This is a genomic window from Phenylobacterium sp., assembly GCF_041691455.1.
In the GTDB taxonomy this organism is placed as follows: Bacteria; Pseudomonadota; Alphaproteobacteria; order Caulobacterales; family Caulobacteraceae; genus Phenylobacterium.
Map to the genome: position 1 here is coordinate 24,134 of NZ_JBEPUO010000025.1, position 25,616 is coordinate 49,749.

24 protein-coding genes and 1 tRNA gene are annotated in these 25,616 nt (G+C 68.9%); 13 read left to right on the plus strand and 12 right to left on the minus strand.

Features of this window, described 5'->3' with window-relative positions; all coding sequences use genetic code 11:
• Positions 1-56 precede the first annotated feature (56 nt).
• The 4 genes from ACESMY_RS19385 to ACESMY_RS19400 are packed head-to-tail and all read left to right on the plus strand — an operon-like array spanning position 57 to position 3,023.
• The gene (locus ACESMY_RS19385; RefSeq protein ID WP_372786264.1) at positions 57-1,508 is read left to right on the plus strand and encodes a leucyl aminopeptidase; all 1,452 of its coding nucleotides are present in this window, start codon (positions 57-59) and stop codon (positions 1,506-1,508) included.
• Positions 1,509-1,517: 9 nt separating this feature from the next.
• A complete protein-coding gene (locus ACESMY_RS19390) occupies positions 1,518-2,225 on the plus strand; it encodes a hypothetical protein (protein ID WP_372786265.1) in 708 nt (235 codons plus the stop codon).
• Positions 2,218-2,679, plus strand: a complete 462-nt coding sequence (locus tag ACESMY_RS19395; RefSeq protein ID WP_372786266.1) for a DNA polymerase III subunit chi — start codon at positions 2,218-2,220, stop codon at positions 2,677-2,679. Before ACESMY_RS19390 ends, ACESMY_RS19395 begins: the two co-directional genes overlap by 8 nt.
• Positions 2,676-3,023, plus strand: a complete 348-nt coding sequence (locus ACESMY_RS19400; protein ID WP_372786267.1) for a peptidase inhibitor I78 — start codon at positions 2,676-2,678, stop codon at positions 3,021-3,023. The genes ACESMY_RS19395 and ACESMY_RS19400 overlap by 4 nt, the downstream gene beginning before the upstream one ends.
• Here the strand turns inward: ACESMY_RS19400 and ACESMY_RS19405 are convergent.
• Positions 3,020-4,252 carry a glycosyltransferase gene (locus ACESMY_RS19405; protein WP_372786268.1) on the minus strand — a complete coding sequence of 411 codons (1,233 nt, stop codon included), beginning with the start codon at positions 4,250-4,252 and terminating at the stop codon, positions 3,020-3,022. The genes ACESMY_RS19400 and ACESMY_RS19405 overlap by 4 nt on opposite strands.
• A 53-nt stretch (positions 4,253-4,305) precedes the next feature.
• Positions 4,306-5,205: a hypothetical protein gene (locus ACESMY_RS19410; protein WP_372786269.1), complete on the minus strand. Its 900-nt coding sequence runs from the start codon at positions 5,203-5,205 to the stop codon at positions 4,306-4,308.
• A gap of 116 nt (positions 5,206-5,321) precedes the next feature.
• Here ACESMY_RS19410 and ACESMY_RS19415 point away from each other — a divergent pair.
• Both ACESMY_RS19415 and tig read left to right on the plus strand, forming a co-directional pair.
• Positions 5,322-5,406 (plus strand) — tRNA-Leu (locus tag ACESMY_RS19415).
• A gap of 148 nt (positions 5,407-5,554) precedes the next feature.
• Entirely contained in the window at positions 5,555-6,913 is a 1,359-nt protein-coding gene (gene tig / locus ACESMY_RS19420) for a trigger factor (RefSeq protein ID WP_372786270.1), read from the plus strand.
• 130 nt (positions 6,914-7,043) lie between these two features.
• Here tig and ACESMY_RS19425 read toward each other — a convergent pair whose 3' ends face one another.
• Positions 7,044-7,205 carry a hypothetical protein gene (locus ACESMY_RS19425; protein WP_372786271.1) on the minus strand — a complete coding sequence of 54 codons (162 nt, stop codon included), beginning with the start codon at positions 7,203-7,205 and terminating at the stop codon, positions 7,044-7,046.
• Between the two features lie 382 nt (positions 7,206-7,587).
• Between ACESMY_RS19425 and ACESMY_RS19430 the strand changes: the two genes are divergently transcribed.
• Genes ACESMY_RS19430 through ACESMY_RS19440 form a run of 3 tightly spaced genes read left to right on the plus strand, consistent with a single transcriptional unit; the run spans position 7,588 to position 12,217 of the window.
• The gene (locus ACESMY_RS19430; RefSeq protein WP_372786272.1) at positions 7,588-9,330 is read left to right on the plus strand and encodes an FAD-dependent oxidoreductase; all 1,743 of its coding nucleotides are present in this window, start codon (positions 7,588-7,590) and stop codon (positions 9,328-9,330) included.
• Complete coding sequence (locus tag ACESMY_RS19435; RefSeq protein ID WP_372786273.1) at positions 9,315-11,165, plus strand: 2-oxoacid:acceptor oxidoreductase subunit alpha; 1,851 nt, start codon at positions 9,315-9,317, stop codon at positions 11,163-11,165. Before ACESMY_RS19430 ends, ACESMY_RS19435 begins: the two co-directional genes overlap by 16 nt.
• Positions 11,162-12,217, plus strand: a complete 1,056-nt coding sequence (locus tag ACESMY_RS19440) for a 2-oxoacid:ferredoxin oxidoreductase subunit beta (protein ID WP_372786274.1) — start codon at positions 11,162-11,164, stop codon at positions 12,215-12,217. The genes ACESMY_RS19435 and ACESMY_RS19440 overlap by 4 nt, the downstream gene beginning before the upstream one ends.
• Here the strand turns inward: ACESMY_RS19440 and purM are convergent.
• Complete coding sequence (gene purM / locus ACESMY_RS19445) at positions 12,214-13,239, minus strand: phosphoribosylformylglycinamidine cyclo-ligase (protein WP_372786275.1); 1,026 nt, start codon at positions 13,237-13,239, stop codon at positions 12,214-12,216. The two genes, ACESMY_RS19440 and purM, sit on opposite strands and share 4 nt — an antisense overlap.
• An 81-nt stretch (positions 13,240-13,320) precedes the next feature.
• Here purM and rnd point away from each other — a divergent pair, with 81 nt between their 5' ends.
• Entirely contained in the window at positions 13,321-14,499 is a 1,179-nt protein-coding gene (rnd, locus tag ACESMY_RS19450) for a ribonuclease D (protein ID WP_372786276.1), read from the plus strand.
• 541 nt (positions 14,500-15,040) lie between these two features.
• Here rnd and ACESMY_RS19455 read toward each other — a convergent pair.
• From ACESMY_RS19455 to ACESMY_RS19480, 6 genes are all read right to left on the minus strand, one after another.
• Positions 15,041-16,045, minus strand: a complete 1,005-nt coding sequence (locus ACESMY_RS19455) for a D-2-hydroxyacid dehydrogenase (RefSeq protein WP_372786277.1) — start codon at positions 16,043-16,045, stop codon at positions 15,041-15,043.
• 4 nt (positions 16,046-16,049) lie between these two features.
• Positions 16,050-17,546, minus strand: coding sequence for a Ppx/GppA family phosphatase (locus ACESMY_RS19460; protein ID WP_372786278.1), 1,497 nt, complete (start codon positions 17,544-17,546; stop codon positions 16,050-16,052).
• Entirely contained in the window at positions 17,527-19,737 is a 2,211-nt protein-coding gene (locus ACESMY_RS19465) for an RNA degradosome polyphosphate kinase (RefSeq protein WP_372786279.1), read from the minus strand. The genes ACESMY_RS19460 and ACESMY_RS19465 overlap by 20 nt, the downstream gene beginning before the upstream one ends.
• A gap of 60 nt (positions 19,738-19,797) precedes the next feature.
• Positions 19,798-20,472: a chromosomal replication initiator DnaA gene (locus tag ACESMY_RS19470; RefSeq protein WP_372786280.1), complete on the minus strand. Its 675-nt coding sequence runs from the start codon at positions 20,470-20,472 to the stop codon at positions 19,798-19,800.
• A 26-nt stretch (positions 20,473-20,498) separates the two neighbouring features.
• Positions 20,499-21,266: an arginyltransferase gene (locus ACESMY_RS19475; protein WP_372786281.1), complete on the minus strand. Its 768-nt coding sequence runs from the start codon at positions 21,264-21,266 to the stop codon at positions 20,499-20,501.
• Between the two features lie 76 nt (positions 21,267-21,342).
• On the minus strand, positions 21,343-22,254 hold the full coding sequence (locus ACESMY_RS19480; protein WP_372786282.1) for a flagellar motor protein MotB: 912 nt from the start codon (positions 22,252-22,254) through the stop codon (positions 21,343-21,345).
• 91 nt (positions 22,255-22,345) lie between these two features.
• On the opposite strand from ACESMY_RS19480, the gene ACESMY_RS19485 reads away from it, so the two are divergent.
• Genes ACESMY_RS19485 through ACESMY_RS19495 form a run of 3 tightly spaced genes read left to right on the plus strand, consistent with a single transcriptional unit; the run spans position 22,346 to position 24,587 of the window.
• Positions 22,346-23,203 (plus strand): NAD(P)-dependent oxidoreductase, encoded by an 858-nt coding sequence (locus ACESMY_RS19485; RefSeq protein WP_372786283.1) that lies wholly within the window; start codon positions 22,346-22,348, stop codon positions 23,201-23,203.
• Entirely contained in the window at positions 23,204-23,707 is a 504-nt protein-coding gene (locus tag ACESMY_RS19490; protein WP_372786284.1) for a GNAT family N-acetyltransferase, read from the plus strand.
• Positions 23,708-23,717: 10 nt separating this feature from the next.
• A complete protein-coding gene (locus ACESMY_RS19495; RefSeq protein WP_372786285.1) occupies positions 23,718-24,587 on the plus strand; it encodes an alpha/beta fold hydrolase in 870 nt (289 codons plus the stop codon).
• Here ACESMY_RS19495 and ACESMY_RS19500 read toward each other — a convergent pair.
• Both ACESMY_RS19500 and hemB read right to left on the minus strand, forming a co-directional pair.
• Positions 24,553-24,960 carry an NUDIX domain-containing protein gene (locus ACESMY_RS19500; RefSeq protein ID WP_372786286.1) on the minus strand — a complete coding sequence of 136 codons (408 nt, stop codon included), beginning with the start codon at positions 24,958-24,960 and terminating at the stop codon, positions 24,553-24,555. The two genes, ACESMY_RS19495 and ACESMY_RS19500, sit on opposite strands and share 35 nt — an antisense overlap.
• A partial coding sequence (gene hemB, locus ACESMY_RS19505) for a porphobilinogen synthase (RefSeq protein ID WP_372786287.1) occupies positions 24,957-25,616 on the minus strand: 660 nt, incomplete at its 5' end. The genes hemB and ACESMY_RS19500, both read right to left, overlap by 4 nt.

Sequence of the window (25,616 nt, forward strand, 5' to 3'; positions counted from 1 at the left end):
CCCGGAAAGGGCTGTCGGACGCCGCCCTCCCTTTTTGGCCTTTCTAGAGAGTTCGCATGGAAATCGAGTTCGTCGCCGCCAACGCGGCCCTGTCCTCCAAGACCGCGCTCGCCCGCATCGTGTTCGAGGGTGCGGCCCTCGACGGACCGCTGGGCCAGGCGGCCGCGGCCAGCCGGTTCACGGGGGCCAAGGGCCAGACGCTCGACGTGCTGGCGCCGGCCGGGACGGACGCGGCGCGGCTGGTGCTGGTGGGGGTCGGCAAGCAGGACGGCTACGACGCGCTGGGCGTCGAGCACGCCGCCGCCACCGCCTATGGCGCGGTGAAGACCTCGGGTCTGACGACCCTGCGAATCGAGCTTCCCAATACCGGACCGGAACTCGCCGCCCGCGCCGCCCTAGGTGTCCGCCTGGCGAGCTACCGCTTCGACAAATACCGCACCAAGGAGCCGCCGGAGAAGAAGCCCTCCATCGCCAAGGCCGAGATCGTGGCCGGCGACGCCAAGGCCTCGCTCGACGCCTTCGGGCCGCTGGCCGCCCTGGCCGATGCGATCAGCTTCACCCGCGACCTGGTCTCCGAGCCGCCGAACGTCCTCTATCCCGCCGAGTTCGCCGCGCGGGTGAAGAAGCTGGAGGCCCTGGGCCTGGAGGTCGAGATCCTCGGCGAGGCCGAGATGATGAAACTCGGCATGGGCTCGCTGCTCGGCGTCGGCCAGGGCAGCGTCCGCGACAGCCAGCTGGCGATCATGAAGTGGAACGGGGCCACCGATAAGAAGGCGCAGCCGATCGCCTTCGTCGGCAAGGGGGTCTGCTTCGACACCGGCGGCATTTCGCTGAAACCCGCCGACGGCATGGAAGACATGAAGTGGGACATGGGCGGCGCCGGCGCGGTGGCCGGTCTGATGCATGTGCTCGCCGGCCGCAAAGCCAAGGTCAACGCCATCGGCATCCTGGGCCTCGTCGAGAACATGCCGGACGGCAACGCCCAGCGTCCGGGCGACGTGGTCACCTCGATGTCCGGCCAGACCATCGAGATCATCAACACCGACGCCGAGGGCCGCCTCGTTCTGGCCGATGCGGTCTGGTACTGCCAGGACCGCTTCAAGCCGAAGTTCATGGTCGACCTGGCGACGCTGACCGGCGCGATCATCATCGCGCTCGGGCACGACCTGGCCGGCTGCTACTCGAACAACGAGGAACTGGCGGGCAACCTGATCGCGGCCTCCAACACCGAGGGCGAGCCCCTGTGGCGGATGCCGTTGCCGGCGGCCTACGACAAGAACATCGACTCGATGATCGCCGACATGAAGAACACCGGCGGCCGGCCGGGCGGCTCGATCACCGCGGCCATGTTCATCCAGCGGTTCACCAACGGCGTGCCCTGGGCGCACCTCGATATCGCCGCCACCGCCTGGCGGAAGCCCTCATCGGTCCCGACCAGTCCGGAGGGCGCCACCGGCTACGGCGTACGGCTGCTGAACCGCATGGTGGCGGAGAAGTACGAGGGCTGACCGCTGACCGTGGCGCCGCCCCGCTTCGTCCTGCTGCACAGCCCGCTGCTGGGGCCGATGACCTGGCAGGCCGTCGCTGCGGACCTTGTGCGCCGGGGCAATGCCGCCGAGGCGCCGGCCTGGGCGCCGCTCTCCAGCATCGCCGAAGGCTTCTACCAGGACCTCGCGGATGGAATGGCGAGCACCCTGGCGGCCACCGGCGGCGGACTGGTGCTGGTGGGCCACAGCGGGGCCGGCGCCCTCCTGCCGGCGCTTGCCGACCGCCTGGGCGCGAGCGTGGCCGGGGTGATCTTCGCCGACGCTATCCTGCCCCACCCGGGCCGGAGCTGGTTCGACACCGCGCCGGCGGAGATGCGCGAGCGCCTGCGGGCCGGCGCCCTGATGGGTGAGCTGCCGGCCTGGGACGAATGGTGGCCGCCGGGCGCGCTGGAGCGGCTCGTGTCGGATCCCGATCTGCGCGCGGCCCTGGTCGCCGAGCTGGAGCCGCTGCCGCTCGCCTATTTCGAGGAGCCCGCGCCCGCCGCGCCGCTCGCGGCGCCGGCCGCCTACCTGCAGCTCAGCGGGGCCTATGACGACGAGGGCAAGGTCGCCGGACGATACGGCTGGCCTCTGGTGCGCCTTCCGCTGCATCATCTGGCGATGCTGACCAACCCCGAACCCGTGGCGGCCGCCCTGGACTCGCTGGCCGCGCGCCTGACCGGGGCGGCCAATGGCTGAGGCGGCGGCCACCGAGGTCTGGTTCTACCACCTGGAGCGCACGGGGCTGGAGCAGGCCTTGCCGGAGCTTCTGGAGAAGACCCTGCAGCGCGGCTGGAAGGCGGTGGTGCGGGTCCGCGCGCCCGACCGGCTGCAGCACCTGGACGGCTGGCTCTGGACCTATCGCGACGAGAGCTTCCTGCCGCACGCCCCGGACGACGAACCGGGGGCCGCGCGCCAGCCGATCCTGCTGACCACCGGCTTCGAGAACGCCAACGGCGCCGACGCCCTCTTCCTGGTCGATGGCGCCGAGCCTGGCGAGCTCTCGGGCTACGCCCGCTGCGTGGTGCTGTTCGACGGGGCCGACGAGGCGCAGCTGGCGGTGGCGCGGGCGCAGTGGAGCGCGGTCAAGGCGACCGGCGTCTCGGTCTCCTACTGGAAGCAGCAGGCGCGCGGCTGGGAGAAGCAGGCGTGAGGCCGCGCGGCGGCCTCGTACTGGCGCTGCTGCTGGCGGGCTGCGCCGCGCCCAGCTATCCGGTGACGCCGCCGCCGGCGGAAAGCGCGCCCACGGCGCCGCAACCGCCGCCTCGGCGCTCCCCGATCCGGCCGCCGCAGGTCTCAGTGCGGGACCAGTGCGACGCCGCCACGCATCAGGGCCTGATCGGCCGGCCTCGCACAGAGATCCCGATCCCCATCGATCCGGACAGGCAGCGGGTCGCCTGCACGACCTGCCCGGTGACCCTCGACTACCGGGCGGACCGGCTGAATTTCTTCTTCGACGCCGAGACCGGGATCATCAAGCAGGTCCGCTGCGGCTAGGCCGGCGGAATCTCCACTCCCAGCTCCTGAAGCAACGCCAGCCAGGCGGCGCGGCCGTCGCGGCTGGCGAATTTCGCCACCGCCGTGGCGCGAGCGGCGGCGCGCAAGGGCGCCGAGGCCTGTGGGTCGCGGCAGGCCGCGATCAGCGCCTCCGATAGCGCTTCCACATCGAAGAACGGCAGCAGGCGGCCGTTGACACCGTCCTCGATCGCATCGCGCAGCGGGGCTGTGTTCGAGGCCACGATGTAGCAGCCGCTGGCCATGGCCTCGATCAGCGACCAGGAGAGCACGAACGGATAGCTGTAATAGACATGCACAGTGGAGAGCCGCAGCGCATGCAGCATGCGCGCGTGCTGCGCCTTGCCTACGAAATGCAGCCGGGCCGGATCGAGGTCGAGGCCGTCGAAACACACGTCGCGCCAACTCCGGCCGTCGGGGGCCGCCCCACCGTAGGGCCGTCCCGCGTCATGGCCGATGACCAGGACCTGGGCGTCCGGAACCTCGGCCATCAGGGCGGGCAGGGCGCGGGCGAAGATGTGCAGGCCGCGCACCGGCTCAAGGTTGTTGTTGATGTGGGTGATGACCGGCGCGCCGGGCTCGATGACGCCGCCGCCAAGCAGGAGGAACGGCTCGGCCGGGCCGGGGCGGATCAGATCCACGTCGACGCCCTCGTGGATCACCCGTATGCGCGGCCGGAAGACGGAGGGCAGGGTGCTCGCCTGAAATTCGGTGGGCATGACGATCACCTCGGCGTCGCTCAGCGCCAGGGTCATCACCGCGTTCTTGGCCTTGCCCTTCAGGATCGCGTCCTCGGTGATCGGGAAGAACTCATCGTCGAAATCGATGTCCAGTCCCCGCCCGTGGTAGAAGAACTCCGGATAGAGGACGCGCCGCGCGGCGGGCCAGACCTCCTCCAGAAACACGGTCTCGCCCCAGCCCGGGTGGCCGACGATGACCGCCGGATCGAAGCCCTCTGCCTTGAGCGCCTCGGCCATGCGCAACGCGCCCGCCCCGCGGATCAGATCGGCCTCGGCGCGGACGGCGAGGGGGAAGATGCCCGGGGCTGTGCCGCGGTCGAGACCGTAGCGCCCGATCCTGACGCCTTGCACCCCAGGCGCCTGGGCGCCCCCGATCGCGGCGCACGGAACGCCGCGGGCCACCAGGGTTTCCGCGAGGTTCCGGAACTGGGCCGGGAAGTTGTTGTGGACGAAGAGGACACCCGCAGCCATGGCCGTCTTCTGCCCGCGTGCGGCGCGGCTGTCACCTGCCGCGGAGGCGGAGCCTAGTAGTTGTCCGGCGCCAGCAAGCCGCGGCTCCAGCTCGGCCGCGCACCCAGCGCCGGCGTGTAGCTGTCAGCCTGGGTGCTGTACCAGATGTGGCTGCTGCCCGGCTGGTCCCAGAACGCGTAATAGAGCTCGCAGTCGTGCTGGCGCAGGCCGTCGGCGATACAGTCCCACTCGTACATGCCCTGGGAGTGCGGCCCTGGCTGCGGCTCGCGCCGCGCCTCGTAGATCGAGGCCACCGTCTGGTCGCGGCCGAACACCGAGCGCCCGGGATGATGCGGCACATAGTCCTCGGCGCGCACATAGTGGGTGATGAAGTGCTGGGCGTCGGGGGAGGCGGTGAGGTGGCGCGCGGCGGCCAGCGCCTGGGCCGCATGGGCGAAGCCTGCCGAGGCGACGCCGACCACGCGGACCGGCGGGCAGGTGAGCGAATTGGCGGCGAACAGCGACTGGATGAGCGCGCCTTGCGCGTCGGCCAGCGCCCCGCCCAGCGAATGGCCGGTGATCAGGATCTGCTTCACGGCCGTGGGATCCGCCTTGCCGAAACCGTCCAGCAGCAGTTGCAGGGCGCTGTCCATCTGCGGCCCCGGCGCGGCGAACAGCCCAGCCCCGATGTTCTCCATCCAGTCGGAAAAGGAGTGCAGGCCCTCGGTGCCGCGATTGACCACCACCATGGAGCCGCTGGCCGCATGGAAGAGGGCGATGCCGTCGTAGCCGCCCTCGGCGTCGACATGCAGCAGCTCGTCCCAGCCGGGGCCGAAGGTCACCACGATCTGGCCGGTGGCGTAGTCCTTGTAGAACGAGCCGGAGAGGGCGACGGCGGCCTTGTCGTCGAGCGTCGGGGCGGTCGCGGCCGCGTCGATCTCGGCCTGCACCGCGGCCCTGAAGGGGTCGGCCATCTTGGGGGTCCTCCCAACCCAGGGTGGAACTTGCCCCCTGCGGCGAGGCCTGTCACCTGTCCAACCGCGCGTGGCGGCTTGGCGGACCGGGCCTTCCCGGCTAAGGGCGAGGCTAGGCGGATGTGGCGGAACTGGTAGACGCACTGGATTTAGGTTCCAGCGCCGCAAGGCGTGGAGGTTCGAGTCCTCTCATCCGCACCAATCCGGCCCTCGCCTTTGCACTTGGAGGCGCGGGCCCCGCGTGACATAACCCCCGCCCTCCGCCGGCCCGTCGGCGGCGTTCGTTTTCATCCCAAAGGCGGCTGACCGGCGCTCCTACAGCGCGGCAACCGGAAGTTCGAGAATGTCGATGCAGATCGTTGAAAAGTCTGGTGAAGGCCTGAGCCGCGTGTTCGGCGTCACCGTCCCCGCCGCGGATCTCACCCTGGCGCTGGAAGCGCGGATCGCGGAGATCACCCCGACCCTGAGCATCAAGGGCTTCCGCCCCGGCAAGGTGCCGACCGCCCACGTGCGCCGCCTCTACGGCAAGGCGCTGATGAGCGAGGTGGTCGAAAAGACCCTCACCGAATCCACCCAGAAGGTGCTCGAGGACAACAAGCTGCGCCCGGCCGGCGACCCGGACCTGAAGCCGGAAGGCGACATGAACGCGGTGATGGACGGCAAGGCCGACCTTTCCTACGAGATCTCTCTCGACGTGATGCCGGACTTCGAGCCCGTCGACCCTGCGACGCTTTCGCTGAAGCGCCCGGTCTATGAGCCCACCGACAAGGAAGTCGATGAGGCGGTGGCCGACCTCGCCAAACAGAACCGCACCTACGAGACCAAGACCGGCAAGACGGTGAAGGCCAAGGACGGCGACATGGTCGTCATCGACTTCCTGGGCAAGCTCGATGGCGTGGCCTTTGACGGCGGCGCGGCCGAGGGCGCGGAACTGGTCCTGGGCTCGGGCCAGTTCATCCCGGGCTTCGAGGAGCAGCTGGTCGGCGCCAAACCGGGCGACGACGTACTTGTGACGGTGAGTTTCCCGGAGAACTACCAGGCGGAAAACCTGAAGGGCAAAGAGGCCGTCTTCGAGGTCAAGGTGACGGAGGTGAAGGGCCCGGTCGACTCGCCCGCCGACGACGCCTTCGCCGAGCGCCTGGGGATCGAGACCCTCGAGAAGCTCCGCGAGTTCCTGAAGGGCAACCTCGAAAAGGAATACGCCGGCGCGAGCCGCTTCAAGCTGAAGCGCGCGCTGCTCGACCAACTCGACACCAAGCACGACTTCCCCCTGCCGCCGAAGATGGTCGAGGCCGAGTTCGCCGCGATCTGGCAGCAGGTCGAGCAGGACAAGGAAGCCGGCGACCTGCCGCCCGAGGACCTCAAGAAGTCCGACAAGAAGCTCAAGGAAGAATACCGCAAGATCGCCGAGCGCCGCGTGCGCCTGGGCCTGGTGCTGGCCGAGATCGGCCGGGCCAACAACGTCCAGGTCACCGAGCAGGAACTGGGCGAGGCCATGCGCACCGAGGCCATGAAGTACGGCCCGCAGGCCCAGCAGGTGTTCGACCTCTTCCGCCAGAACCCCAACGCCCAGGCCCAGCTCCGCGCGCCTATCTTCGAGGACAAGGTCGTCGACCTGATCGTCGGCAAGGCCAAGGTGAAGGACCAGAAGGTCTCCAAGGACGACCTGATGAAGGACGACGACCTGCCGGCGGGCTACGGGGAGTAGCCGCTCTTTATTCCGCTCGTCCCCGCGAAGGCGGGGATCCAAACCGCAGCAAGCGCCCCGGACCCTGGTCCGGGGCGTTTTTGCATGTCGGCCGTCGCGTCGGTCCCCGCCTTCGCGGGGATGAGCGGACTTACAGTCCCCGCAGGTGCTGCAGCAGCTCGGCGTTCTCGACGCGGGCGCGGCGCTCGTTGATTTCCTGGAACAGGCTCAGCGGGCCCAGGTCCTCGTCGAGCGGGCTCGGCGACAGGCTGAGGGCCTCAGGGACGGGGACGATTTCACTCGGCGTGCTCATCGCTACTCTCCCAGGCCCTCGGTCGGAGGGCTCCCGTCGTTAAGGTATCATTAGGGAGCCGCGACGCCCGCCAGAAAAGCTGTCGCCGCCCTCACGTTCGCTTGAGGGCAAGCTTCAGCGCGCCAAGGCAGGATTTCGCCGGATTGAGGCCGTCGGCCGTTTCTAATCGGCGATCACAGATCAGGAATCGGCTTGGCTTGACCACTGAACGAGGCCTACCCTGATGAAGAACGCCGCGTCGTGACGGCTTAAAGGCCCACTCAGCCAGCATCAGTTCGCCAGCCGAGTGCGACTTTGCCGCCGCGGGAGGAGAGCGTCGCGCGAAGGGATCAGGGTTTTGCAACGTACGAGTACGTGGACTCCCGACTACTTTCACAAGGTCGTGGATTGTCAGTGGGCCTGTCCCGCCCACACCCCGGTCCCGGAGTACATCCGCCTGATCGCGGACGGCCGCTATTCCGACGCCTACATGGTCAACTGGACGTCGAACGTCTTCCCGGGGATCCTCGGGCGGACCTGCGACCGTCCCTGTGAGCCCGCCTGCCGGCGAGGACGCGTCGAGGAGGAGCCGGTCGCCATATGCCGGCTGAAGAGGGTCGCGGCCGACAACAAGGACGACATCACCGCGCGCCTGCCCGCGCCCGCCGCCAAGACCAACGGCAAGCGGATCGCCATGGTGGGAGCGGGCCCCGCCTCCCTGACCGTGGCGCGCGACCTGGCTCCCCTGGGCTACGAGATCACCATCTACGATGGCGACGCCAAGGCCGGCGGCATGATTCGCAGCCAGATCCCCCGTTTCCGCCTGCCCGAGACCGTCATCGACGAGGAGGTGGGCTACATCACCGGCCTCGGCATGACCCTGAAGCTGAGCGAGCGGATCGACAGCCTGAAGGCGCTCCTGGCGCAAGGCTATGACGCGATCTTCGTGGGCTCCGGCGCGCCGCGCGGCCGCGACCTCGACCTGCCGGGCCGCGAGGAGGCCTTCGCCAATATCCACATCGGCATCGACTGGCTCTCGTCGGTCTCCTTCGGCCACATCGACAAGATCGGCCGCCGGGTGATCGTGCTGGGCGGCGGCAACACCGCCATGGACTGCTGCCGCACCTCGCGGCGCCTCGGCGGCGAGGACGTGAAGGTCATCGTCCGCTCAGGCTTCGAGGAGATGAAGGCCAGCCCATGGGAGAAGGAAGACGCGATCCACGAGGACATCCCGATCCTCAACTTCCGGGTCCCCAAGGCCTTTACCCACGAGAGCGGCAAGCTGACCGGGGTGCTCTTCGAGGTGGTCCGCGCCGAGGTCGACGAGAAGGGCCGCCGCAGGCTGGTGAACGCCGGTGAGCCGGACGAGCACTACGACTGCGACGACGTGCTGGTGGCGGTGGGCCAGGAGAACGCCTTCCCCTGGATGGAACGCGGCATCGGCATGGATTTCGACGAATGGGACATGCCCAAGGTCGACCCGATCACCATGCAGTCGACCATCCCGAACGTCTTCTTCGGCGGCGACGCGGCCTTCGGGCCTAAGAACATCATCTGGGCGGTGGCTCACGGCCATGACGCGGCGATCTCGATCGACAAGTTCTGCCAGGGCCAGGATGTCGCCGAGCGCCCGCCGCCGGACTTCTCCCTCGTCAGCCAGAAGATGGGCATCCACGAGTGGAGCTACGACAACGACATCGCCAACGACCGCCGCTATCGCGTGCCGCTGCGCGAGAAGGCCGTGGCGCTGAAGGACGTGAAGATGGAGGTCGAGCTCGGGTTCGACCGCGAGACCGGCTACCGCGAGGCCGAACGGTGCCTGAACTGCGACGTCCAGACGGTGTTCGCCGACAACCTCTGCATCGAGTGCGACGCCTGTGAGGACATCTGTCCGGTCGACTGCATCACCTTCACGCCCGAAAGCGACGAGGCTGACCTGCGCACCCGCCTGAAGGCGCCGTCCACCAACCTCGATCAGGAACTCTATGTCTCCGGCTCGCTGCCGACCGGGCGGGTGATGGTGAAGGATGAGGACGTCTGCCTGCACTGCGGGCTCTGCGCCGAACGCTGCCCGACCGGCGCCTGGGACATGCAGCGCTTCACCCTGGAAATGACGCACGCGGGGGCGGCATGTCAGTCTCGGTGAAGCCGGACGCGGTGAAGACCGCGGCGGTGATGGTCAACGACTTCGTGGTCAAGTTCGCCAATGTGAACGGGTCCGGCTCGGCCAGCGCCAACGGCATGTTCGCCAAGTCGATCCTGCGGATGGGCGTGCCGGTGGCGGCCCGCAACATCTTCCCCTCCAACATCCAGGGCCTGCCGACCTGGTTCGAGGTGCGGGTGACAGAGGCGGGGCACCTGGGGCGCCGCGGCGGGGTCGACCTGATGGTCGCCATGAACCCGCAGACCTGGGACCGCGACATCGCCGAGATCGAGGCCGGCGGCTACCTCTTCTACGATTCCACCAAGCCCCTGCCGCCGACCAAGTTCCGCGATGACGTGACGATCGTCGGCGTGCCGCTGACGGCGATGTGCAACGAGAAATACGCCCTGCCGCGCGAGCGCCAGCTCTTCAAGAACATCGTCTATGTGGGCGCGCTGGCCGCGCTGCTGGGCATCGACCCGGCGGTGACCGAACAACTGCTGGCCGAGCAGTTCGAGGGCCGGCAGAAGCTGATCTCCGCCAATGTCGAGGCCCTGCACATGGGCGTCGACTACGTGAAGGCGAACCTCGAGCCGCTGCGCCTGCGGGTCCAGCAGGCAGACAAGGTCGGCGACCGGATCTACGTCGAAGGCAATTCGGCTGCGGCGTTGGGCGCGGTCTATGGCGGGGCCACGGTCTGCGCCTGGTATCCGATCACCCCCTCGACCTCGCTGGCCGAGGCCTTCACCGGCTATTGCGAGGACCTGCGGACCGACCCGGACGGCAAGGCGCGTTACGCCATCGTCCAGGCCGAGGACGAGATCGCCTCGATCGGCATCGTGGTGGGCGCGGGCTGGAACGGCGCGCGGGCCTTCACCTGCACCTCCGGCCCCGGCGTCTCGCTGATGACCGAGTTCATCGGCCTGTCCTATTTCGCCGAGATCCCCGCGGTGATCTTTGACGTCCAGCGCGGCGGGCCCTCCACCGGCATGCCGACCCGCACCCAGCAGGCCGACCTGATCGGGGCGGCCTACGCCAGCCACGGTGACACCAAGCACCCGATGCTGCTGCCGGCCGATCCCGGGGAATCCTTCGAGATGGGCGCGCTCGCCTTCGACCTCGCCGATCGGCTGCAGACCACGATCTTCGTCATGCTCGACCTCGACATCGGCATGAATGAGTGGCTGACCGAGCCCTTCGCCTGGGACGACGGCCGCAATCTCGACCGCGGCAAGGTGATGACCCACGACGAGCTGGAGGCCGGCGCCGACTTCGGCCGCTACAAGGACGTCGACGGGGACGGCATCCCCTATCGCACCTATCCGGGCGTCCATCCGTCGAAGGGCAGCTACTTCACCCGCGGCACCTCGCGGAACCCCTATGCCCGCTATTCGGAAGAGGGCGCGGTCTATGTCGACAACATGCAGCGGCTGCTGCGCAAGTTCGAGACCGCCAAGGCGCTGATCCCGGCCCCGGTCCGGCGCAACGCCAAACGCAAGACGACCGACGGCGTGATCTATTTCGGCTCCTCGACCCCCTCGATGCACGAGGCGCTCGACGCCCTGGAAGAGCAAGGGCGCCACCTCGACGCGCTGCGCGTGCGGGGCTTCCCGTTCTGCGACGAGGTCTATGACTTCGTGGCCGCCCACAAGCGGGTGTTCGTGGTCGAGCAGAATCGCGACGCGCAACTGCGGACCCTGCTGGTCAACGAGGGCGAGATCGACCCCGGCAAGCTGGTCCCGGTGCTGCACTATGATGGCACGCCGATCACCGCGCGCTTCATCGCCGGCCAGATCGGCCAGATCCTCGCCATGGGCCAGATCGAGGCCGCCGAATGACCTACATCCTGAAGCCCCAGCTGCATCACCCGAAGCTGGCGGAAAACGCCCTTGGCTTCACCCGCCGCGACTACGAGGGCTCGGTCTCGACGCTCTGCGCCGGCTGCGGCCACGACTCGATCTCCTCGGCGATCATCCAGGCGGCTTTCGAGCTCGACCTGCCGCCGCACCGGATCGCCAAGCTTTCCGGCATCGGCTGTTCGTCGAAGACCCCGGACTATTTCATGGGCGCGAGCCACGGTTTCAACACCGTGCACGGGCGCATGCCCTCGGTGCTGACCGGCGCCAACCTCGCCAACAAGGACTTGATCTACCTCGGGGTCTCGGGCGACGGCGATAGCGCCTCGATCGGGCTCGGCCAGTTCGCCCACGCCGTGCGGCGCGGCGTGAACATGCTCTACATCGTCGAAAACAATGGCGTTTACGGGCTCACGAAGGGCCAGTTCTCGGCGACCTCCGACAAGGGCTCGAAGTCCAAGCGCGGGGTGGTCAACCACGACGCCGGCATCGACCTCGTGGGCATGGCTCTGCAGCTCGGCGCGACCTTCGTCGGGCGCTCGTTCTCCGGCGACAAGGATCAGCTGGTGCCGCTGATCAAGGCCGGCCTGGCGCACAAGGGCGCGGCCTTCATCGACTGCATCAGCCCTTGCGTGCAGTTCAACAACCACGCGGGCTCCACCAAGAGCTTCGACTATGTACGTGAGCACAACGAGGCGGTGAACCGGCTCGACATGATCCCCGCGCGCGCGTCGATCAAGGTGGACTACGCGCCCGGCACGACGGTGAAGGTGGCGCAGCACGACGGCTCGGTGCTGTCGCTGCACAAGCTCGCCGAACTCTACAATCCCAACAACCGCGCCCAGGCGCTGGGCTATCTGCAGGCGCGGCAGGCGAGGGGCCAGGTGGTCACGGGCCTGCTCTATATCGATCCGGACGCCGGCGACCTGCACGACGCGCTGGAGACCGTGGACACCCCGTTGAACGAGCTCGGCGATGCAGCTCTCATCCCGGGCGCGGCGGCGCTGGACAGGATCAACGCCAGCCTGCGCTAGGCCTTCGCCAGTTCTCCGATCACGAAGGCGTCCTCGTCGGCGCGGACCAGGCCTTCCAGCACCTCGGCCAGATCGCGCGGGTCGACGATCAGCATCAGGCCGACCCCGCAGTTGAAGGTTCGGCGCAGCTCCAGGTCTGAGACGCCGCCCACCTGCTGCATCCAGGCGAAGACCGGCGGCAGCTCCCAGGCGTTCCAGTCGAACCGGGCGACCAGGCCCTCGGCGATGGCGCGGGGCGGGTTTTCGATCAGGCCGCCGCCGGTGATGTGCGCCAGGCCCTTGATGCGGCCGGCCTTCAGGTGCGGCAGGACCGTCTTCACATAGATCCGGGTGGGCGCGAGCAGGGCCTGCGCCAGCGTCTTGCCGTCCTCGAAGGGGGCGGCCTCGTCCCAGGCGAGGCCGGACCGCTCCACGATGCGGCGGACCAGGGAATAGCCGTTGGAGTGCGGGCCCGTGGAGCCCAGGCCCACCAGGATATCGCCCGGCTTCTGGTCGCCCATGCGCGGCAGGACCTTGTCGCGGTCGACAGCGCCGACGCAGAAGCCCGCCATATCGTAGTCGCCCTCGGCGTACATTCCGGGCATCTCGGCCGTCTCGCCGCCGACCAGGGCGCATCCGGCCTGGCGGCAGCCCTCGGCGATGCCGGCGACGACGGTGGCCGCGGCCTCCACGTCGAGCTTGCCGGTCGCGAAATAATCCAGGAACATCAGTGGTTCAGCGCCTTGAGCTAACAGGTCGTTGACGCACATGGCGACGAGGTCGATCCCCACGGTGTCGTGGATGCCGGTCTCAATGGCGACCTTCAGCTTGGTGCCGACGCCGTCGGTGGTCGTGACCAGCAGCGGGTCGTCATAGCCGGCCGCCTTCAGGTCGAAGAGCGCGCCAAAGCCGCCCAGCGACGCCTCCGCGCCCGGCCGGCGCGTGGATTTGGCCAGGGGCTTGATCCGCTCGACCAGCGCGTTCCCGGCGTCGATGTCGACGCCGGCCTGGGCGTAGGTGAGGCCGTTCGGCCGGTCGGACATCGGAGAGACGCTTTCGAGAAAAATACGGGTCGGGAAACGCGGGCTTGCAGACTCGGCGCCTCGCCGGGCTATAGCTAATCGATGACGCCGATTACGACCACCGCGGAACTGGCGGTGTTTTGCGACAAGCTCAAGGGCCAACCGTTCGTCGCCGTGGACACCGAGTTCATGCGCGAGACGACCTACTGGCCAAAGCTGTGCCTGATCCAAGCCGCGGCCGGGAGCGCCGAGGCCTGCATCGATCCCCTGGCGGAGGGCATCGACCTCGAGCCATTCCTGGCGATCATGCGTGACACGAGCATCTTGAAGGTGTTCCACGCCGCGCGGCAGGACGTGGAGATCTTCAACAACCTGCAGGCCATGCCCGTGCCGCTGTTCGACACCCAGGTCGCCGGCATGGCGGCGGGGTTCGGCGAGCAGATCGCCTATGACGCCCTGGTCCGCCAGATGCTGCGGATCGAACTCGACAAGTCGTCACGCTTCACCGACTGGGCGCGCCGTCCGCTGTCCGATAACCAGCTCACCTATGCCCTGGCCGACGTGACCCATCTGGCCGCCCTCTATCCCATGCTGCGCGAGCGGCTGGAGAAGGAAGGCCGGTTGGGCTGGGTCACCGACGAGATGGCCAACCTCACCGATCCGGCGGTCTATGACGTGGAGCCGGAGAACGCCTGGAAACGCCTGCGGCCCCGCAAGCACACGGCGAAGTACATGGCGGTCTACAAGTCCGTCGCCGCCTGGCGCGAACGCACCGCGCAGCTGCGCGACCAGCCGCGCGGCCGGATCCTCAAGGACGAGGCGATCGACGAAGTCGCGACCCAGGCGCCGACCGACGCCGACCAGCTCGACCGCCTGCGTTCGGTGCCCAAGGGCTTCTCCGGCTCGCGCTTCGGGCCGGACTTGCTGATCGCGATCCGCGAGGCGTTGAAGGACCCGGAGGCCTATGCGCCGGTCGTCGAGCGCTCGCGGACGCCGCCATCGCCAGCCGCCGGCGCGGTGGTCGAGCTTCTCAAGGTGCTGCTGAAGGCGCGGGCCGAGGAGGCGGGCGTCGCGTCGAAGCTGATCGCGACGGTCTCGGACCTCGAGCAGATCGCCAACGACGACGAAACGGACAACGCCGCCCTCAAGGGTTGGCGGCGCGAGGCGTTCGGCGAGGACGCCCTGAAGCTGAAACGCGGCGAGTTGGCCCTGGTGCTGGACGGCGCCCGGGTGCGCGTGGTCGAGGTTCGCCGCGCCCCCAAGGTCGTCACCGCAGGCTGATCGGGCCCCATAGCCGAGAGACCTGCCGGTTCCTGAGGATAAGCGCCGGCGATTGATTTCGCGTGGGTTTCCGTGGGCGTCCCGGGGTTCTCCACAGGCTGTCCACCTGCCGCGCCCGGGTTCGCGCACAGGGACGCGCCGGGGGCCGCTTGCGCGCCGCCGGGATCGGCGCAAATCTGAACTTGCCGAGAGGGACTGCGGCGCGGCGGACCGGGCGACCGGATCGCAAGCGGACAGGAGGCTCCCGGGGGTAGGACGGCTCAGGGCGACCCGAACCTTTCGATCCCGGGGACACCGAGGAAGATCTGAAGTCGAGCTGGGGTGACTCAGCGGAGCCCAAGTTCCCCTCGACCTTGAAAGCTCAGATCCCCCAACGGATCTGGTTCAGAGGGCGGTGTTTCGGGAAACCGAGGCGCCGCCCTCTTGCTATGCGCGCCTAGTCGTCGGACTTGCGCTTTCGCGACCAGGACGCGCCGGCGATCATCGCGGCGACGATCACCAGCGTCAGGACGATGGGCAGCATCATGGGACGGCTCTTCCGCTAGACCGGCTCGGGCTGGCGCAGGCCAACCTCGCTGGGGTCGGCCTCATTGAGCAGCGGCTCCTTGGCCAAATAACGGCGCAGGTCCTCCAGGAACAGCTCGTCGCCGCGGCCGAGGTTGCCGTCGCCCGAATTTGAGGTGTGGGCGCTGACCCGCACCTTTGGATGGTCCCAGAACCAGCTGTCGGCGGGCAGGGGCTCGGTGGCGAAGACATCGAGCACCGCGTAGGCCGGCTGGTCGCGGTCCAGCCCGGCTTTCAGCGCCTCTTCGTCGACGAGGCCGCCGCGGCCGATGTTGATCAGGATCGCGCCGGGCTTCAGCGCCTTGAAGAAGGCCGCGTCGCACATGCCGCGGGTCTCGTCGTTGAGCGCGCACGCCAGCACGATGACGTCGGCGTCCGGCAGGGCGGCGGCGAGCTGCGCCTGGCCGATGACCCGGTCCGCCAGCGGGTCGGGCGCGGGATTGCGCCGCACGACGGTGAGCTCCACCCCGAACGGCTTGATGCGCTTGGCGATCTCGTGGCCGATGTTGCCGAAGCCCACCAGGACCCAGCGGGTCTTGCCCAGCTCGCGATAGGGCGTGTTCTTCCACTCGTGCTTGGCCTGGAGCGCCGCCTGGGCCTGGATCGGGACCTGCAGGCTGAGCGCGTGGGCGACCACATATTCGGCGATCGGCGTGGCCTGGGCGCTGGATTTCGAGATGCGCACGCCCTTCTCCATGATCGAGCGGAACATCGGGTTGTCGATGCCGGCCGCCATGATCTGGGTCCAGCGCGGCGCCTCGGTCTTCATCAGCCGGCCGAACAGCTGGCCGAGCGTGCCCGAGGCGTAGCTGTCGAGGCTGAGCCAGACGACTTCGGGATTGATCTCCTCGACGGCGATCGGCTGGCCGTCCCGCTCGTAGGCGTCGGCGGAGACGGCGGTGACGATCTCGGCGTCCGGCGCGAAGGTCGCCAACCGGCCGCGGACGCGATCGGAGGCGGCCTTGGTCATCAGGATCTGCATGGCTTCAACCCAGCTCGAGTTTCAGTTTCAGGGCCGACGCCAGCATCTGCGCGCGCTTGGTCGTCTGTTCGCCCAATAGCATGTCCTCCCAGCCCTCCGCGGCGGTCAGTTTCAGGCGTTCGCCCTGCAGGGTGAGGCTGGAGGATTCCAGGAGCCGCGGATTGCGGCCGGAGAGGTCGCAGCCGAGCCGCACGGCGGCGCCCAGGGCGCGGGCCCGCTGGCGGCGCTCGGCGTTTATCACGCGTGCGACCGCGGCGGCTTCCGGCGGATTGGGGGCGGAGGTGTGGCGGGCGAAGGCGACGCTCGCCAGGAAGGCGCGTTCGGGGTGGTTCATCCCGGCGATCGGCGCGCGCAGCACCTGCTCGAAGGCGAGGTCGGCGCGATGGTCCGGGTGCAGGCGCGCGCCGAGGTCGGCCAACCGGCAGGCGGCGGCCAGCAACACCGGATCGCGGGCGCCGAACACCGGCGTCAGCTTCTCGAACGCCGGCGTCAGCCAGGCCTCCAGCGCCCCGCCCAGTTCCGAGGAGATGCCGCGCGTGGCGGTCAGCGCCTCGCAGCCCTCGATCAGCGGGTCGCGGTTGCGGACCTCGGGGTCCATGGCTTCCAGCAGCAGGCCCTCGCGCACGCCAAAGGCCGAGATGGTGACCCGCTCAACCCCCAGGCGCTCGATCAGCGCCTCCAGGACCACCGCGGAATAGGGCAAGGTCTCGATCCGCTTCTTCGACAGGCCCTGCATGCGCTCCAGCGAGGCGCGCGACTGGCGCGCGACCAGGCGCGAGACGTTGAGGGCGTCGGCGCGGCTCATCTCGTACTGGTGGGCGACGTGCAGCGGGTAGTCGGCGAGTTCCATATGGAAGAGCGCCAGGTTGCGCCAGGCGCCGCCGACGGCGTGGAAATGGCGGGTGGCGAAGCGGTCGGCGTGGGGCGCGAGCGCGCTCTCGATCACCCGGCGGGTGCGGTCGAGGTCGAGCGGTCGCGGCGCGCCCAGGGCGAAGGGGCCGAGCGGCAGGGTCGCGCCTTCTTCCGGGCCCGAGCCGTTCAGCAGGACCAGCTCCAGGCTGGAGCCGCCCAGGTCGCCGACCACGCCTTGCGCGTCCGGCTGGCCGGCTATCACGCCGAGGGCGGCGTAGCGGGCCTCTTCCTCGCCGGTGAGCACGCGCACGACGAGGCCGGTCTCCTCGCGCACGCGCTTCAGGAAGGCCGGGCCGTCGGCGGCTTCACGCACCGCGGCCGTGGCGGCGGCGGTGACGTCCTCGGCGCGCCAGCCGTCAAGCAGGGCGCGGAAGCGGCGGATGGCGGTCAGCGCGACCTCGACGCCTTCCGGCGACAGCCGCCCGGTGGTGGGCAGGTCCCGCCCGAGCCCGGCCAGGGCCTTTTCGTTGTAGACGGTCCATATGGCGCGCCCGTCCAGCCGGTAGATGACCAAGCGGACGGAGTTCGACCCGACGTCGATTACGGCGGCCTGCCGGGTCGACGGCCCGCTATCCCCGCGAGGCCACATGATCGATCGCGCGCGGCATGTCCTTCACCTTCTGCCCTCTACCCGAAAGGCTGGGGTTGGTCATGAAATACTCGTGCGCGGAGAAGGCGCTCGGATGGTCCCAGGAGGGATCGCGGTCGAAGTGGCCGCTTTCGTCCAGGGTCCAGCTCTGGGCTTCGTCCTTCAGGTTGGCCAGCATGATCTGTTGCAGAACCTGCTGGTGGACAGTGGGGTTCTCGATCGGGGTCAGGCACTCGACGCGGCGGTCGAGGTTGCGCGGCATCCAGTCGGCCGACGAGATGAACACCCGCGCCTCCGAGGAGGGCAGGGCCGCGCCGTTGGCGAAGGCCACGATGCGTCCGTGCTCCAGGAAGCGGCCGATGATGCTTTTCACCCGGATGTTCTGCGAGAGGCCGGGAAGGCCCGGCCGCAGGCAACAGATGCCGCGGATCACCAGGTCGATCTCCACGCCGGCCTGGCTGGCGGCGTAAAGGGCGTCGATGATCTCCGGATCGACCAGCGAGTTCATCTTGGCCCAGATGCCCGCGGGCTTGCCTTCCAGCGCATTGATCGCCTCGCGGCTGATCAGGGTCAGCAGGTCCCGCTTCATGGTCACGGGCGAAAAGGACAGCTTCTCCAGGCCCTCCGGCTGGGCGTAGCCGGTCACGAAGTTGAACAGCCGCGCGGAGTCGCGGCCGAGCGCCGGATCGGTCGTGAACAGCGACAGGTCGGTATAGAAGCGCGCGGTGATCGGATGGTAGTTGCCGGTCCCGAAATGGCAGTAGGAGCGCAGCGTGTCGCCCTCCTTGCGCACCACCGTCGAGAGCTTGGCGTGGGTCTTGTACTCGACGAAGCCGAAGACGATGTGGACCCCGGCGCGTTCCAGGTCGCGCGCCCACTTCAGGTTCGCCGCCTCGTCGAAGCGGGCCTTGATCTCCACCACCGCGGTGACGTTCTTGCCGGCCTCGGCCGCCTCGATGAGGGCGGCCACGATCGGGCTGTCGTGGGAGGTGCGGTAGAGCGTCTGCTTGATCGCCAGCACGTTCGGGTCGCGGGCGGCCTGCCGCAGGAACTGGACCACCACGTCGAAGCTCTCGAAGGGGTGGTGGACCAGGATGTCCTTCTCGCGGATCGCGGCGAAACAGTCGCCGCCGTGGTCGCGGATGCGCTCCGGGAAGCGCGGCTCGAAGGGCTTGAACTTCAGGTCCGGCCGGTCCGACGGGATCAGCTGGTTCAGCTCGTCGAGGCCCAGTAAGCCGTCGATCTGGATGATGTCCTGCGGCTCGGCATGCAGGCTCGAGCAGATGAAGCTTTGCAGCTCCTCGGGCATGGAGGCGTCGATCTCGACGCGGACCACGGAGCCCAGGCGGCGCTGTTTCAGCGCCAGCTCGAACTCACGGACCAGGTCTTCGGCCTCTTCCTCGATTTCCACGTCGCTGTCGCGGATCAGCCGGAAAACACCCTGCGCCTGGATCTCGCAGCCGGGGAACAGGTGGTCGAGGAACAGGCTGACCAGGGCTTCCAGAGAGACGAAGCGGCGCTCGGCCTTGCGGCGGCCGGTGCGCTGGGCCGGGAGTTCCCAGAACCGCGCGACCTGGGCTGGGATCGGCACCAGGGCGTAGAGCATCCGGCCGTCGGCCAGGCGCCGCAGCTTCAGGACTAGGGAAAACGCCAGATTCGGAATGAACGGGAAGGGGTGCGCCGGGTCGATCGCCAGCGGGGTCAGCACCGGGAACAGCTGGGAGACGAAGGGCTCCTCCAGCGCATCCAGCTCTGCGTTGGTGACGTCGGACGACGAGACGACGTGCAGGCCTTCAGAGGTCAGCTCGTCGCAGAGTTCGCGCCAGCGGGTCTGCTGGTCGCCCATCAGGTCAGCGGCTTCGGCGTTGACGCGTTCCAACTGCTCGGCCGGCGTCAGGCCGTCCTGGCTGGTGACCCGCACGCCTTCACGGATCTGCGCGCGGAGGCCCGCGACCCGGACCATGTAGAATTCGTCGAGGTTGTTGGCGCTGATCGCCAGGAACCGCAGCCGCTCGAGCAGCGGGTGCCGCGGGTTCATGCTTTCGGCCAACACCCGGCGGTTGAACGCTAGCCACGAGAGTTCTCGGTTGAAGAACCGCGTCGGCGAGGCGGCCAGCTCCTCGTCCCAGGCGAGCGGGGCGCGCGCGGTGTCGCTCGCGGCGTTCGCGGCGATGGGCGCGGCATAGCTCATTCAGGGCTCCAGGACGGTTGCGGGCCCTAAATCTTGAGCCTCGCGTGTGACGGCTTCAAGTCATCCCTCGAAAAGGTCAAGATTTTCGATATCGGCCTCAAGGATTTCGCGGGCCAGGACACGTGAAACCGGCCGCACCATGCCGTCTTCGGTTTCGTCGAGGCGCCGCACGATCTCGCGCGCACCCGGAATCGACCTTTCCATGCGCCGCAGCAGGTAAGGATAGACATCGTCGTGCGGACGGATGTTCCGTTCACGGAAGAAATTCTTCAAGACGCCCCGGAGGACATCGTCATCGGGTGCGGCGATCTCGGCGACCATCAGGGAGTTGAGCCGCGATCGCAGGTCCGGCAGCTCGGCCGGCCAGGTCGTCGGCTGGACGCGGGCGGTGAGCAACAGGCTCGCGCCGTCCTGGGCCGCCAGGTTGATCAGATGGAACAGGGCTTCGGGATCGATGCCCCGGTCGACGTCTTCCAGCAGGGCCGGACGCCCTGCGGCCGCGGCGATGTCGGGGCTCTCGCGGTCGAGCATCACCGCCTTAGTTTCCGCGGCCCAGGCGCGCGCCAGATGGGTCTTGCCGACGCCCTCGGCCCCGACCAGCGCCAGGGTCCCGCCGGGCCAGCGCGGCCAGGCGTCGAGCGCGGCCACGGCCTCCGCGTTCGACGCGCCCTGGATGAAGGCGTCGCGGGTGTGGGCGGCGGGCCTGCGAAGGCTCAGCCGCAGCTGCCTAGCCATGCGCCCCTTTCGTAGAGCCTTAGGTCCTAGAGCGTGTCCGTCGCGGCCTTGGCCGCGGCGCCGACCACCCGGGTCCAGCCTTCGGGCTTCAGGAGCTCGATCGGCGAGAAGCGGACCTTGTAGTCCATCTTCTCGGAACCGCGGACCCAGTAGCCCAGATAGACGTACGGCAGGCTGGTCAGGCAGGCCTGGACGACGTGGTCGAGGATTACGAAGGACCCCAGGCTGCGGCGGCTCTGGGTCGGGTCGTAGAAGCTGTAGACCAGCGAGAGGCCGTCGCTCATCACATCGACCAGCGCGCAGGCCACGAGATCGCCGGGGCCGCCGTCCTTCGAGCGGGTGCGGTACTCGATGATGTGGGTGCGGACGGCGGTGTCCTCGACCATGGCCACGTAGTCCGGCCAGGTCATCTCCGCCATGCCGCCGTCGGCGTGGCGGGTGGTGAGGTAGCGTCGGAGAAGGTCGAACTGCTCCATGGTGGCCTCGGCCTCCACGAGGTGGCGCTCGAGATCCTCGTTGCGGGCGATGGCCTTGCGCTCGGAGCGGGCGAAGACGTAGTCCGCGGCCGGCAGGCGCGCGGAGACGCACGCCGTGCAGGCCTCGCAGGCCGGGCGATAGGCGATGTTCTGCGACCGGCGGAAGCCGACCTGGGTCAGGCTGTCGTTGACGGTCGCGCCGTCGGACAGCGGCAGGTGGGCGAACACCTTGCGCTCATAGCGTTCGGGCAGGTAGGGGCAGGGCGACGGGGCGGTCAGGAAGAACCTGAGCTGTCGGGTCGGGAAATGCTGCGTCACGGACTTGCGGTCGCCTTCATACCGGGGCCTCGCGGACGATTAGGCGTCATGCCGCGTTCCGGCGCAAGCCTCTGCTTCAGAGGCCCTGGTCGGGCGGCAGCACGGGCGCCTCACGCAGCAGCACGATGGCGATGCGGCGGTTTCCGGGAAGGGTGGGGTCGTCGGGATAGAGCGGCTCGGAGGTGGCTTTGCCGGAGACCTGATAGACCCGGTCGGCGTCGACGCCGCCGCTCTGCAGGATGCGCCGCGACGCATCGGCGCGGGCGGCAGACAAGGTCCAGTCGCCCTCGGCCTTGCCGCCCTGGCCGGCGTTGGCGCTGGTGTGGCCGTAGATGCTGATCCGGTTGGGCAGCTGGTTGATGATCTTGGCGACGGCCCGCAGCAGCAGCTTGGCCCGGTCGTTGGGCGTCGCGGTGCCCTGGTTGAACATCGAGCGGCCTTCCTGGTCCACGAGCTGGATGCGCAGGCCTTCGGGCGTCTGGTCGATGATGATGTTCTTGGAGAGCTCGGCGAGCTCCGGCATGTCCTGCAGCGCCTGGCGCAGCGACTGGGCGGCCGAGGCGAAGGCCGCGGCCTCGCTCTTCTGCTGCTGCGCCTTCATGGTGTCGGAGGCGGTCTGGTCGCTGGACGAGGATTTGGCGCCGTCCTTGGACTTGCCGTCATTGGGGTGGCGCGAATCGGGGCTGGCGTCCTGGACGATCGACTGCGAGCCGTTCTGCTTGGCGCCCTCGTTGCCGAGCGCGGTGCCGGCCAGGATGCCGCCGGCGCCCGAGGTGGTCGGGGAGACGCTGGCCGGCGCGAAATAGTCGGCGATGCCGCGCTTCTGCTCGGGCGAGGTGGTGTTGATCAGCCACATCAGAAGGAAGAAGGCCATCATCGCGGTCACGAAGTCCGCATAGGCGACCTTCCAGGCGCCGCCGTGGTGACCACCGCCGGCGCTCTTCTTGATACGCTTGATGATGATCGGCCGCTCGCCGCTCATCGACATTGGTTCGCCCCGCTCAAGCCTGTTACGAGCATTCCAAGTGCGCAGGCCGGCGTTAAAATGCCGTTGCGCAGGGTTAAGGAGTTTTTGAAAAATGAAGGTGGCGTTTGCCGGCCTCGGCGTGATGGGTTTCCCGATGGCCGGGCACCTGGCCGCGGCGGGCCATGAGATGGCGGTGTTCAACCGCTCGCCCGAAAAAGCCGCCCGCTGGGTCGCGGCCCATGGCGGACGGACCGGGACGACGGCGGCGGAGGCCGCGGCGGGGGCCGAGGTCTTCGTGCTCTGTGTCGGCAATGACGACGACGTGCGGCGGGTGGTGGCCGAAGCCCTGCCGGCCATGGCGCCGGGCGGGGTCGTGGTCGACCACACGACGACCTCGGCGGTAGTGGCGCGCGAGATGGCGGCGCTCGCGGCCAAGGACGGACGCGCCTTCGTCGATGCGCCGGTGTCGGGCGGCCAGGCCGGGGCCGAGAACGGCCAGCTCACCATCATGTGCGGCGGCGAGGCCGCGGCGTTCGCCAGGATCGAGCCGGTGATCGGCGCCTATGCCAAGGCGACGCGGCTGATGGGCGGCCCGGGCTCGGGCCAGCTCACCAAGATGGTCAACCAGATCTGCATCGCCGGCGTCGTCCAGGGGCTCGCCGAGGGCCTGCATTTCGCCACGCGCGCCGGGCTCGACCCGCAGGCGGTCTATGAGGCGATCTCCAAGGGTGCGGCGCAGTCCTGGCAGATGGACAACCGCTGGAAGACCATGAGCGAGGGCAAGTTCGACTTTGGCTTCGCGGTCGACTGGATGCGCAAGGACCTGGGCCTGGTGCTCGACGAGGCCGGCCGCAACGGCGCCGCGCTCGACATGACGGCGATGGTCGACGGCTTCTACGCCGAGGTGCAGGCCATGGGCGGCCGGCGCTGGGACACCTCAAGCCTCGTCGCCCGGTTGGAGAAACCCTGAGTGCGTATTCTTGAGACCGGGCGCCTGGCGCTCGACGAACTGGTCCCGGCCGACGCGCCGTTCATCCTGGAACTCGTCGACAGCCCGGCCTTCCGGGACAATATCGGCGACCGCGGGGTGCGCGATCTCGACGGCGCGCGGGGCTACATCGAGGGCGTGGCGCTGAGCTACGCCAAGCACGGCTTCGGCCTTTGGCGCGCGACCCTGAAGGCGACCGGCGAGCCGGTGGGCATCTGCGGGCTCGTGAAGCGCGACGGCCTGGACCTGCCGGACGTCGGCTACGCGCTCCTGCAGCGGTTCTGGGGCCAGGGCTTCGCCACCGAGGCGGCGGCGGCGGTGCTGGCGCACGGCCATCGTATGCTGGACCTGCCGGTGATCTCGGCGATCACCAAGCCCGCCAATCTCGGCTCCATCGCGGTGCTGGAGAAGATCGGCCTGAAGTTCCTGGGGCTGCGGGTGCTGCCCGGCTCCGACAGCGAGAGCAGCTACTTCGAAACCGCCTGAGGACGCCGCAATGCCCATCGCGACCCGCAGGATCTCCGCCAACGGCTTCGACTTCGCCGTCGACGAAGCCGGCGAGGGCGACCGGCTGGCGCTCTGCCTGCACGGCTTTCCGGAAAGCCGGTTTTCCTGGCGCTTCCAGCTGCCGCTGTTGGCCGAGATGGGTTATCGCGCCTGGGCGCCCGACTTGCGCGGCTACGGCGAGACCGAACCCAAGCCCAAGGATGTGGCGAGCTACCGGATCGAGCGGCTGATGGAGGACGTCGCGGCCCTGATCGACGCCAGCGGCGCGCGGGAGGTCACTCTGATCGGCCACGACTGGGGCGCGGGCCTCGCCTGGACGTTCGCGGCCAACCGTGTCCGGCCGCTGAAGCGCCTGGTGATCATGAACGTACCGCATCCGGGCGTCTTCGCCGAACACCTCCGCCGCTCGTTCCGGCAGATGGCGCGGTCCTGGTACATGTTGTTCTTCCAGATCCCCGGCCTGCCGGAGTGGCTGAACACCCGCGACGGGGCCAAGCTGATCCGCCGGGCCTTCCACGACATGGCGGTCGACAAGAGCCGCTTCCCCGACGCGGTGCTGGACCGCTACGCCGCCGACGCCCAACGACCGGGCGCCATGACCGGCATGGTCAACTGGTACCGCGCCGCGGCCCAAAGCCCCGGCAAGCTCGCCGGCCCCTGGCCGATGATCGAGACGCCGACCCTGGTGATCTGGGGCGAGGAGGACGCAGCCCTCGGCCTGGAGCTGCTCGACGGGACGGACGCCTACGTCCGCGACCTCACGATCCGGCGCCTGCCAAAGGTCTCCCACTGGGTGCAGCAGGAAGCGCCGGAGGCGGTGAACGCTATCCTGGCCGAGTGGCTTTCCGCCGCGCGGTGAGCGCGGGCAGGATCTGGCCGGTCAGCAGCGGGGCGATGGCCGCGCTCGGCGGTGCGGCGGGGTCGATCCACAGCATCTCCTCGATCTCCGCGCGGGGGACGACCTCGCCCTCGACCGACACGAGGTAGGCCTCGGAGCGCACGAGGGCGCCGGGTTCGTTGGCCGCCGGCGCCTCGAAGCGCCCGAACGGCCTAGCGGAAACCAACGCCACGCCCAGTTCCTCGGCCAGCTCCCGCGCAAGGGCCAGAACGTCGTCTTCGCCGGGCTCGCGCTTGCCGCCCGGCAGCATGAAGCGATCCGTGCCGCGCTTGCGCACGGTGAGAAGCCGCCCGGCGCGGTCGAACAGGATCGCGCCGACGACCTCGACGATCATGCGCCGAGCAGCCGCGCGGCGCGGGGCGCGAAATAGCTGATGACGCCCGCGGCGCCGGCGCGCTTGAAGGCCCCGAGGCTTTCCATGATCGCGCGCTCTTCCTCCAGCCAGCCGTTCTGGGCGGCGGCCATCAGCATGGCGTATTCGCCGGACACCTGGAACGCGAAGGTCGGCATGGCGAAGGCCTCGACCACCCGGCGGACGATGTCGAGGTAGGGCATGCCCGGCTTGACCATCACCATGTCGGCGCCCTCGGCGATGTCCATGGCGACCTCGCGCAGCGCCTCGTCGGAATTGGCGCTATCCATCTGGTAGGTCTTCTTGTCGCCGGGGTTCTCGACGGAGCCCGTGCCGAGCTTTCCCGAGCCGATGGCTTCGCGGTAGGGGCCGTAGAAGGCCGAGGCGTACTTGGCGGCGTAGGACATGATCATCACGTCCTGCAGGCCCTCGGCCTCGAGCGCGGTCCGCAGCGCGCCGCAGCGCCCGTCCATCATGTCCGACGGCGCGAGGATGTCGCAGCCGGCCTGGGCCTGCATGATCCCCTGGGCCACCAGGCGCTCGACGGTGGCGTCGTTGAGGATCTTGCCGTTCTCGATCAGGCCGTCGTGGCCGTGGTCGGTGAAGGGGTCGAGCGCCACGTCGCACATGATCCCGAC